This window comes from Butyrivibrio sp. DSM 10294, assembly GCF_028539135.1.
Taxonomy (GTDB): domain Bacteria; phylum Bacillota; class Clostridia; order Lachnospirales; family Lachnospiraceae; genus Butyrivibrio.
In genome coordinates this window covers 100,470-111,451 of record NZ_JANSWL010000049.1, presented here as the reverse complement: position 1 = coordinate 111,451, position 10,982 = coordinate 100,470, and the positions used below count along the sequence as shown (strand labels likewise).

The 10,982-nt window shown below is 46.2% G+C and carries 6 protein-coding genes; 5 read left to right on the top strand and 1 reads right to left on the bottom strand.

The window, feature by feature from the left end; all coding sequences use genetic code 11:
- Nucleotides 1–76: 76 nt before the first annotated feature.
- The 3 genes from NXH67_RS04450 (at nt 77) to NXH67_RS04440 (ending at nt 6,743) form a co-directional block, all read left to right on the top strand.
- On the top strand, nt 77–2,578 hold the full coding sequence (locus NXH67_RS04450) for a helix-turn-helix transcriptional regulator (RefSeq protein WP_272796551.1): 2,502 nt from the start codon (nt 77–79) through the stop codon (nt 2,576–2,578).
- 108 nt (nt 2,579–2,686) lie between these two features.
- Nucleotides 2,687–5,122: an N-acetylmuramoyl-L-alanine amidase family protein gene (locus tag NXH67_RS04445; protein WP_272796550.1), complete on the top strand. Its 2,436-nt coding sequence runs from the start codon at nt 2,687–2,689 to the stop codon at nt 5,120–5,122.
- Between the two features lie 43 nt (nt 5,123–5,165).
- On the top strand, nt 5,166–6,743 hold the full coding sequence (locus NXH67_RS04440; RefSeq protein ID WP_272796549.1) for an N-acetylmuramoyl-L-alanine amidase family protein: 1,578 nt from the start codon (nt 5,166–5,168) through the stop codon (nt 6,741–6,743).
- 110 nt (nt 6,744–6,853) lie between these two features.
- Here NXH67_RS04440 and NXH67_RS04435 read toward each other — a convergent pair whose 3' ends face one another.
- Complete coding sequence (locus NXH67_RS04435; RefSeq protein WP_272796548.1) at nt 6,854–7,717, bottom strand: Uma2 family endonuclease; 864 nt, start codon at nt 7,715–7,717, stop codon at nt 6,854–6,856.
- A gap of 224 nt (nt 7,718–7,941) precedes the next feature.
- Here NXH67_RS04435 and NXH67_RS04430 point away from each other — a divergent pair, with 224 nt between their 5' ends.
- Together NXH67_RS04430 and NXH67_RS04425 are read left to right on the top strand one after the other, a co-directional pair.
- Nucleotides 7,942–10,431: a clostripain-related cysteine peptidase gene (locus NXH67_RS04430; RefSeq protein WP_272796547.1), complete on the top strand. Its 2,490-nt coding sequence runs from the start codon at nt 7,942–7,944 to the stop codon at nt 10,429–10,431.
- A gap of 12 nt (nt 10,432–10,443) precedes the next feature.
- Complete coding sequence (locus tag NXH67_RS04425; protein WP_022777437.1) at nt 10,444–10,953, top strand: NUDIX hydrolase; 510 nt, start codon at nt 10,444–10,446, stop codon at nt 10,951–10,953.
- Nucleotides 10,954–10,982: the final 29 nt, after the last annotated feature.

Genomic DNA, 10,982 nt, shown 5'->3' with positions numbered 1-10,982 from the left:
AAAGTTTTCTAATAAAATGATAAAATATTTATTGCCTACCGTTATCGTCATTTCAATTTCGAACAGGGTATCAAATATGCCAAGGAAGCAGAGCCTAAGCGCAACCTACGTACCTAAAAATCTCCAGAAAGTATTGAAACAGATTCCCGAGAGCGCATTGACAACCGTCGTTGCGCCTATGGGCTATGGAAAAACCACGATCATCAATCATTTTCTTGCAGAAAAATCCAAAAAACAGGACACAGTCATCATCAGAATCAGCATATATTCCGATAACCTTGCCGTATTCTGGAAAAGTGTTCAGGATGCCTTCAGATATGAAGGATATACATTCCTTGACAAATATCCCTGCCCGACAGATCTTATCAGCGGCAATATGGTGGTTGATGCCGCCTGCCGCCATCTGACCGGCGAAAAGGAGATCTATATTTTCGCGGATGATTTTCATCTTCTGACCTCGGTAAGACTTCCGGGGTTCATGTCCAGGGTCGCAGGCCGCATTCCTTCCAACGTACATGTAATATTTGCAAGCCGTCGGGCTGTCATAAGTGACACTGAGGCTGTGCAATTGGGGCGCAAAGTCTGCATAATTACAGCCGATGACCTAAGACTTGAGAGAGAGGATATCGCGGCTTATGTGCATCGCTGCGGCTTCGATATGCGGCAGGAGCAGATAGATGAGCTGTATTATGCCACAGAGGGGTGGTTCTCCGCCGTTTATCTGGCACTTCGAACCTATATGTCCTCAGAGACTATCCCAAGCCGTGGCTCAGATATATACGCAGTGTTTATTAAGGCTATGATTGACTCTGTTCCCAAGGATATCAGGCTCTTCCTTATAGTTATGGGCCTTGCGGATGAGTTTAATGCCGAAATGGCAAGGTTCATCACAGGATACATGAACAGTGCGGAGATCCTAAAGAGACTGTCCAAACAAAATGCCTTTGTGAAAAAACTTCCCGACAGCGAGAACTTCAGATTCCATCATATGATGAAGGAGTGCGCAGAAAAGCTTTTTGAAGAGCTTGATAAACAGGCAAGGGATTATTACAGAAACAGGTACGGCGAATGGTATGAACAGCACGATCAGTTCATACATGCCATTACTTCATATACTTACAGCGGCAACTACGATGCTATTTTGCAGGTGGTTCAGGCAGATGCGGGAATCCTTCTGTCCTGCTGGGGACCGGCGCAGATCCTGCAGCTTCTTGATAATTGTCCTGTGGAGACGCTGACCAGGTATCCTTTTACGATACTGGTCCTTATGCGATGCATGTTTAACTTCAGGCAGATACCCAAGATGCTGGAACTAAGGGATCTGCTGTCCAATATCATAGAGAACGATCCCTCGTTGTCTTCACAGGAGCGAGGCAACCTCCAGGGAGAGAGCGATCTTATCATGAGTTTTCTCATGTTCAATGACGTTAGTGCCATGTCAAGGCTCCATAGAAGCGCCAGTGAGCAGATGACAAGACCTGCCATCAGTATTACCAACAAGGGCGGCTGGACCTTTGGCTCCCCATCGGTTCTTATGATGTTCTACAGACAGCCCGGGGAATTGGCCAAAGAGCTGGCTGAAATGGACGAGTGTATGCCCCACTACTACAGTGTTACCAACTACCACGGCTACGGCGCTGAGAAAATAATGAGAGCTGAAGCGCAGTACATGCAGGGGAACTTCGTGGACGCCGCCATAACCCTGGGAAAAGCCTATATTCAGCCCGCCAAATGCGACCAGGACAATATGAAGCTCTGCTGCGACTTCCTGGACATGAGACTGTCTCTTTTTGCCGACCATGAACTTACCCAGAAGCCTGAGGAGAGGAAAAAGAGTATTGAGAAGAACCACAATGCAGGACTTATCAATATCTGGAATGCCTCCTGCGCATATTATTATGCGATTATGGGAGATCCGGAGAAGATACCGAGAGTCTTCAGAGAACACCTCCTTGAGAGAGTCAATATTCTTGAGCCCGGAAGACCCATGACGGAAATGATAGAGAATCAGGTGTACATTGTTCAGGAGGAGTACACCAGGATCCTGGGACAGATAGACCGGCAGATAGCTGTGTGCGACAAGATGAACTACTGCCTGGTTAAGATATATCTCCTTATTCAGAAAGCTGTATGCCTGAATGCGGTTCATAAGATCCCGGCAGCGGATAAGGTCCTGCTACAGGCATTGGAACTGGCTGAGCCTGACAATCTCCTGATGCCCTTCGCCGAGAACTACGCAGGGCTTGAGTCGTTATTTGATGAGCAGTCCTGCCAAGGCAGACACGGAGCCTTCATAGGCAGGATAAAAGAGCTAGCGGGCAATTGCGCCAAAGAGCTCAACAAAAATGCGGGAGTCCTGGAGGTTACGGTATTCTCCAAACTCACTGCAAGAGAAGGGGAGGTGGCAGCCCTTATGGCCAAGCGCCTTACCAATCACGAGATCGCGGAAAAGCTGTTTTTATCAGAGGGAAGTGTAAAACAGTACAGCAATCAGATCTATTACAAACTTCATATCGAGGGAGACACCAGAACCAAGAGAAAACGCCTGTTAGAGCTCCTTGGAGGGGGTACCGACTAAATACTAACTAATGGTTAAGTGTTAAATTTATTACGGCCACTGTAAAATTTTTTTGCAGTGGCTTTTAGTATGTCTGAAACTGTTTTTCTATGAGAAAGGTGGGAAACTATGAGTAAAAAGTTATTGGCAAGATTATTGGCACTAACTATGTGCGCAGGGCTTGTACTTCAGCCCATGACGGCATACGCAGAGGAACCTTTGGCGGATGCAGTCATAGATGAAGCCACAGAAGAAGTACCGGAATTGGAAGAAATACCTGAATTAGAGGAAGCGCCCGAATTAGAAATGTTACCGGAGGCTGAATTACTGGATGATGGAGAGGAACCCCCTTTTGCAAAGGTAAGGTGGATCAGAGAAGACTCCATCAGTATCAGGATGGCAGACTACTATAAAGTTGGCGATATCTGTCCGAACCTGAGTATTGAGACTAGTAGTCCTATTCTTGATTACTATTTCGCGGGCTGGCAGGAGGATGGAAAGGCCGGATGGGCAGATTATCCTGACGAGCATTTCTTTGCCGGAAGATATAGAGCTATTGTAGTGGTATCTGTCAAAGAGGAGTGCAAGTCTTTATGGAGATTAGATAATGATTTCCAGCTGACTGTTAATGATGAGCAGTGGAATGTGTACACAGCTCATTATGACGAAAATTTTGAGCTCAAGGCTTTGGAATTTGCCTCGCCTGCTGTTACGGTAGTAGAAACGCCGACCCCAGGTAAGCAGATTAATATCGAAAAAGTCATAGCTACAAGCAATATTGAGGAGCTTACCATTGAAAAAGCACCTATCGGGGAGCCGACTTTTAACATAACAGAAGGAGATGTGGTTGTTTTTTCCGGCACATGGATGCATAAGGTCGATGAGGGCGAATGGGAGGTAGCACAAGGAAGATTTACTCCCGGTATATACCAGTATGATGTGGAAGTAGACGTTGCCGATGAATACAAGGTTACCCATGTGCTTGATAATAATTTGAAGCTGGAAGTTAACGGCATACAATGGAAGCGCATTTTTAGCATTGGCGGTTCTTCAGGCTATGAATTTGTATCACCGGAATATATGGTAGAGGGGACACTTATTGAAGAGCTTCCGGAGATTACAGGGGTGTATATATCTGATAACCAGCTGTATTGGGATAAGCTCGGAGACTGGGGCTTCTATCGTATTGAAATTGGTGATACAAGAGAAGTTGTTAAGTACTTTATGCCCTTCGATCTTGTGGAGTTCTGCGAGTTCTACGATGTGCCCTATGGTTCATATACGGTTAAGATTACGGCGGTAGACTTCATGGATATTGGGGGCTTTGAGCATTCCAAGACAGCAGAAGTACCATGGGTATATGGAAAGCCGGCTCCTGCCCAGAAGACTAAAATTACAAGTATAACAGCCACCAGTAATATGGCTGATATCATCAAATTTGGTGCACCTTTGACAACTCCTACTTTCACAATTGAGGGAGACCAAGGCGTTGTAGTTACAGGCGGCAGATGGCTCAAGTATGCAAATGGCGGGCAAAAAGTAGAAGCCACTGAGGACGCCTTTAGTGGCGGCGGCTGGTACTATGAGGTGACTCTGGATATTGACGATGAACATAAGGACCTCTATGAGTTTGACCAATATATGAAGCTGGTCGTAGACGGATTACGATGGAATGCAACAGATGATGGAGTTTTCGTTTCCAGGGGAGATACTGTAATCGATGAGGAAAACAGAGTTGTTATTGAGAAAATCAATGCAACCGGCAATATCTCCGAGATTTTTGTAAAAGGTGCTACTTACAGGGCTCCAACAATTACCGATAATGACGGATTAGTATATTTTTCTACAATGGATGCGCTGAAGAAGGATGGAGACACCTGGACTAACCTGTATGCCTTTGGCGATACCCTAGGCGAAGGAGAATATTGTTTCAGATTCGTAGTGAGCTTGCAGAATGATTACGTATATTCTCATCGAATCACAGAAGAAACAAAAGTTATTATCGACGGACTGGAATGTACAATGGTCTCCCCCGGAACCACGGTGGGGGAAGGATTGATCCAGGCAATATACCAAACAGGAGTAATCGAGATAAAGGCTGACAAGCCTGAAGATCCCGAGGAGATTCAGGGCACCTGGACCACCAAGTGGGGTGCAACCTATTTTGCAAAAGAAAATGGTGAGAAGGCTACCGGTATTCAGAAGATAGACGGAGCTTACTATCTCTTTAGCAAAAATGGCACACTTCAGAAGAATACTTTCTATGAAGAGGATGGCAAGAAGTATTACTTCGGAGCTGACGGAACCAGAGTTACAGGGTTGCTTACCAAGTGGACATGCACCTACTATTTTGATGAGGACGGAGTGATGAAGACAGGTTTTGTTGATATTGACGGGGCAACCTACTACTTCAATGAGAAGGGACATGAGCAAAGGAACTCATGGATCACTGTAGGTGCAGACAAATACTATGTTAAAGCTGATGGAACTTTGGCAAAGTCAGAGACCATCAAGAAGTGGGGCAAGAAGTACAGCTTTGATGCAGACGGAGTATTGATTCCATGATTGGAGCACTTCACAGGTGATTTACACCGGAAAGGCGAATGTTATGAGCAATAAATTACTGATGAGAGTAATGGCTATAGCAGTTAGTGCAGGTATGATATTGCAGCCTGTAGCTTCTTTTGCTGCAGAAGACTTTTTTGATGATGAAGAAGTGGTCCTTCTTGAGGAGGAAGATGCAGGACTGTTCGAAGAATTTACTGCTGCAGAGCTTTCTTTCGATGAAGAAGCGGAGCTTGAAGATGCTTATGATGATCTGCCGCCTATTGAGAATGGGCATCTTGATGGAAACATCGTAAGCTGGGATGCTTTTGACGGTGCTGCCTGCTATATTGTATGGCTTGGAGGCAACACCACTATGACTGATGAGACTTCGGCAGATCTTCAGGAATTGGGAAAGGGCTTTGGCCTTGAAGATGGAGTTAATTATCTGGTTCACATTGTTGCGATGAATGCTGATGGAGAGATTATATCATCACCTTATGCGTTTGATTATGTATACTATGAACCGGAACCTCAGCCTGAATTTTTCACGACTGTTGAAGTGACATCGGATATGGATGAGGTCCTTGTATTAGGCGAAAGTAGGCAGAACCTTACATTTGACGGACCAAAGCAGCTTCAGATCGTTGGTTATATGTGGGAGTCTCTTAACTGGGGGACATTCAATACGTTTTCCAAGGAATCTTTTATTCCGGGGTTGTATAAGTATGACGTTGCGATCAATGTCTATACAGAGTACGAGGACACATACAAAATGGATGAAGACTTCAAGCTCATCGTAGACGGAGCAGAATGGGAGCGCACACAGATACATCATAAGAAAAATGGCGATGTTCTGGGCATGGTCTTCAGATCTCCTGAAAGATGGATAGGTGAGCTTCCTTCACTTACCAATGTGAAGAAAGACGGCGATATTCTGACCTGGGATGCGCCTGAAGAAGCAAGGGGCTATGCAATAACGGTTGGAGGCAAAAGAGGGCTTGTCAGGACTAATATGCTGAATTTTGCCGATGCTGTAAAGGGATTTGGACTTGAGCCGGGCGAATATGAGGTCGAGGTCGCTGCATGTGACTATTACGGAGATTTGATTACCGAATTCTATAAAACCAAAATGCCCGGTAATGCTGAAGAACCGGAAGAGCCTGAGGAGCCTGAAGAACCTGAGGATCCTGAGAATATCGAAGGTGGCACCTGGGTAACAAAGTGGGGCTCAACCTGCTATTATACAAAGGACGGCGAGAAGGTCACCGGTATGCACAAGGTTGAGGGGGAATACCGACTCTTTAGTAAGAATGGTACACTTCAGAAGAGTACTTTCTACGAGGAAGATGGCAAGAAGTATTACTTCGGAGCAGACAGCATCAGAGTGACAGGATGGCTCAGCAAGTGGACCTGCACCTACTATTTTGACGAGAATGGAGTAATGCAGACAGGTTTTGTTGATATTGACGGGGCAACCTACTACTTCAATGAGAAGGGACATCAGGTTAAGAATGACTGGGTAACAGTGGACGGAAACAAATACTATGTAAAAGGTGACGGAACATTGGCAAGATCCGAGACTATCACGAAGTGGGGCAAGAAGCATAGCTTCGATGCTGACGGAGTGCTGATTCCATAAAATAATCGTTCTTGAGTGATTCAATAGGGACGGTTCAAATGAGTCAATGGGGACGGTTCTTTGTGACTCACGAAGCGAGTCACAAAGAACCGCCCCCTTTGACTCATAGCTCAGCTTTTCCCATATACTTGCTCAATATATTCATCTATATCTCTGAAATCAATCTTAAGCTTGCCATCATAAATACCTACCGGCACTTGCTTGTCAAAACCATATATTGCGATGTCGTCATCATTCCCCTTAGCATCAAAGATATAGACCAGTACATTCTTTTTCCAGGGGTCTACGAGCCAGTATTCACGGACTCCTGCGTCCTTATATTTCCTGGTCTTAATGTAGCGATCCTTTCTGGAGGTGGAGGGTGACAAGACCTCAATGATAAAGTCGGGATTGCCAAACAGGTTCTTCTCAGTTAGTTTGTCAGGATTACACAATATAAATATATCAGGCTGTACAATGGTTTTGTTATCGCAATCAAGCTGTACGTCGGTGGGAGCCATAAAGGGGATGCATTTGCCCTTATTGTCTCTGATATAATTGCTGATAGCTCTGAACAGTTCGCCGACAAAGAGTTGATGCCTGGTCATTGACGCAGTCATGTAATAGAAATAGCCATCTATAAGTTCAACTCTTACATCATTGGGAAGAGCATAGTAATCCTCTATGGTATACTCTCCCTGAACTTTGCCGCCAAAGTGCTCAAGGTCGATAGTACGTCCATTGCCATTATAAACAGCGGGCTCTTCCATGACACCACCGGGTGAAAGGAGCTCTGCATCAATGTACTTAAGATAGCTGGCGGGTTTGGGCATAAGAATCCTGGATAGCTTCTCAATTGTCTCATAGCGAGGGGCCTTGGTTTCACCATTAAATATTTTTTGCACTGTGCCAAGAGGAACTCCTGACAGCTCCGAAAGCATTTTGAAGCTGAAACCAAGCTCTTTTTTTCTCTGTTTCATCTCATCGATTGTCATATTATATCTCCGATTTCAAACCTTTTTTTGATGAAAAACGCTACTTTATAAGTATAATGTACTACAAATTCAACCGTATTTCAACCGTTTAAAAGGCCGGTTCCCGTCAACAAATTGTGAACTCGTAAGATTACCGTTAGAAGTTGTAGAATCGTCCCCTATAGTGCTAATATAGAGAAAGATGGCGAAAATACGGAAAATTCGCGATATTTGGGAGGTGTTGTATGGAAAACAGACCTGTTGGAAGAAAAAAGAATGTGACAGAGGGAGGCTCCGGCGTAAATAAGCGCGGAGACGGGCTCGGAACAGGACCGGTAGGCAGCAGCACCGGTTATTCAAGCAGTAACGGCCCTTCGGGCGGTAGCAGCGGTCCCCAGAGATCAGGCGGACGCAGCCCTCTGTTTATGATAATAGTTATTGCTATCCTACTTCTTGGAGGTGGAGGCGGAATCGGCTCACTTCTTGGAGGAGGCGGCAGCAGCTATTCTGATACAGAGACAGCGCAGCAGTATACCGGCACTCAGACTCAGCAGACAACTACCACAACTACATCAGGTTCATCTGCAGGATCACAGCTTGGTTCAGCAGGAGGATCACTTCTGGGAAGCCTTCTCGGGGGATACAGCCCCTACGGAAGTGAGGGTCTTAGCTCTGCAAGCTGGAGCAGCGAGAGCAATACAGGTAAGCTTGATACTACCGTTGCCGAGGGTGCAAGAGCCAAGCGCACCGTTATCAAGGGAAACGGCGAAGATACAGTAACCATCATGGTATATATGTGCGGCGCAGACCTTGAGTCCAGAAGCGGAATGGCAACCAAGGATATTCAGGAGATGCTTCGCGCGGACCTTGGAGATAAGATCAACCTTATTATCTACACCGGCGGTGCCAAGAGCTGGCAGAACAATGTGGTATCCAGCTCCACCAATCAGATATATCAGGTTAAGAACGGACAGCTCGTTCTTTTGAAGGACAATCTGGGAAGCGTTCCAATGACCAAGCCCGATACTCTTTCAGGCTTTATCAAGTGGACAGCCCAGAACTTCCCCGCAGACAGAACAGACCTTATTTTCTGGGATCACGGCGGCGGATCAGCAGGAGGTTACGGCTACGATGAGAAGTTCGCAACAGCCGGCGCAATGTCTCTTGCAGGCATCAACACAGCTCTTAAGGACGGCGGAGTTACCTTTGATTTTGTGGGCTTTGACACCTGCCTTATGGCAACAGTTGAGAATGCCCTTCTTGTTTCCAATTACGCGGATTATCTCGTGGCATCGGAAGAGACAGAACCCGGTGTTGGCTGGTATTACACAGACTGGCTCACAGCCCTTGGCCGCAACACCTCCATGGAGACATTGGAGATCGGCAAGAACATCATCGACTCTTTTACCAACGCATGCGCACAGAGCTGCGCCGGACAGAAGACCACTCTTTCATTGATAGATCTGGCTGAGCTGTCACAGACAGTACCTTCGGAGCTGGCGGATTTCTCCAAGGATACTTCGGAAAAGATTCAGAACAACCAGTATGCGGCTGTTTCAACAGCCCGCAGCTCAACAAGAGAATTTGCGGCATCTTCAAGAATCGACCAGGTGGACCTTGTGGACTTTGCCATCAGAATGGATACAACAGAGTCCAAGGAACTGGCAGATGCTCTTAAGAGCGCCATCAAATACAACAGAACAAGCTCCAATATGACCAACGCATATGGTCTTTCAATCTACTTCCCCAGCAAGAAGCTTGGCAAGGTAGACAGCATGGTTGACACCTATGAGGCCATCGGAATGGATGATGACTACGCTAAATGTATTCAGCAGTTCGCATCCATGAACGTTGCGGGCCAGGTGGCATCAGGAGGCAGCCAGACCGCATCTCCTATGGGATCTCTTTTCGGAGACTACACAGGAAGCGAGGGTTCTGCAGGTGGCTCCTCCGCAGAGCTTATCGGACAGCTCCTTAACACCTTCCTTTCCAGCGACTTTAGCAGTATTTCAGGCCTTAACGCTTCCAATACTTCTTTCCTTGGTAAAGGCCTTGATGTGGACACAGCTGCTAAATATATAGCTGACAATCAGTTTGACGCCTCAGCTCTTATGTGGGCTAAGAACGAGGACGGGCAATATGCCATAACTCTTACCGAAGAGCAGTGGAAGCAGGTAAGTAACCTTACACTCAACATGTTCTATGATGACGGCGAAGGCTACGTGGACCTGGGACTTGATAATACCTTTGAGTATGATGAGGCCGGTAACCTTCTTGCTCCTACAGACAGAACCTGGCTTGCCATCGACGGTCAGGTGGTTGCTTATTATGTTATCGATGTTCAGGCTGAGGATGACAGCTATGCCATCACCGGCAGAGTTCCCTGCTTCATCAACGGAAACAGAGCTAATCTCATCCTTGTTTTTGACTCAGAGAACGAGGACGGATATGTGGCAGGCGCCAATTATGATTACAAAGACGGCGAGACAGAGACTGTTGCCAAGAATGTGACAGAGCTTGAGATCGGCGATAAGATCGACTTTATCTGCGACTACTATGATTACAACAGAAATTACAAGGACTCCTATTACCTGGGAGATCCCATGACTCTGGACAAAGAGATGAAGCTTCTTACGATCAGCAATGTATCTGTGGGAGACGGCCCTGTCCTTACGGCTTACTGCTTCACAGATACCTATGACCAGAGCTATTGGACACCGTTCTTGAAGAACTGATAGGAGCTGATTATGAGACGAACAGGACTTACCACCCTCATTTACCTTGAGAGGGACGACAAATACCTGATGATGCACAGGATAAGCAAAAAGAATGACATAAACAAGGACAAGTGGATCGGCGTAGGCGGTCATTTTGAGGATGACGAGAGCCCCGAGGAATGTGCAAAGCGAGAGATCTTCGAGGAGACCGGCTTTGACATTCCCCTGGAAGACCTGGAGTACAGGTCGGTCATCACCTTTATCTCCGACAAGGGAGACTATGAGCTGATGTCTCTTTTTACCGCCAAATGCCCCGAGGGAGAGCCCAAGGAATGCGACGAGGGGAGATTGGAATGGGTCAAAAAAAGTGATGTCTACGACCTTAACATCTGGGAAGGAGATAAGATATTCTTCCTTCTTCTTGAGGAGAGCAAGAACTTCTTTTCCCTGAAGATGGCCTATGATGTCGATGATAACCTGAGAGAAGCGGTCCTTAACGGAAAAGAGCTGGATTATAAGGCAGTTCTGTCCAAGCTGTAAATGAACATATATAAGAGCAATTAAGGAAT